Annotated in this window: 1 protein-coding gene; it reads left to right on the top strand. The window is 71.9% G+C overall.

Going from position 1 to position 270, the window contains the following annotated elements:
* Positions 1-270: hypothetical protein (locus tag ACM0OW_RS25835; protein ID WP_414553574.1), on the top strand; the 270-nt coding region annotated here is incomplete at both ends.

The raw sequence follows: 270 nt of genomic DNA, 5'->3' as shown, positions 1-270 counted from the left end.
GCGCGGCGGCGGCGGGCCCGTCCGTCCTGTCCCCGGCCGGACGGGCCCTTCTTCTTGCATTGGCGGCGACGCCGCTTCTGGCGGTCGGTCCAGCCGCAGCTCAGTCCAACAATTCGGCCAGCAATCCAGTCAGTATTCCGGCCGATGGCGTCGATCCGGCCCAAACCCCTGTGGTGTTGCCGCCGGTCGAGGTGACAGGTCCTGGCGCGCCCGCCTGCGACGTCGACAGCGCCAATCGCGCGCTGCAGGCGGCGGCGCGCTACACCACGG

It is taken from the genome of Anabaena sp. CCY 0017 (genome assembly GCF_963920885.1).
Taxonomy (GTDB): Bacteria; Cyanobacteriota; Cyanobacteriia; order Cyanobacteriales; family Nostocaceae; genus Nodularia.
Note: the sequence above shows the minus strand (reverse complement) of the source record. Positions and strands in the feature narration are given on the sequence as shown.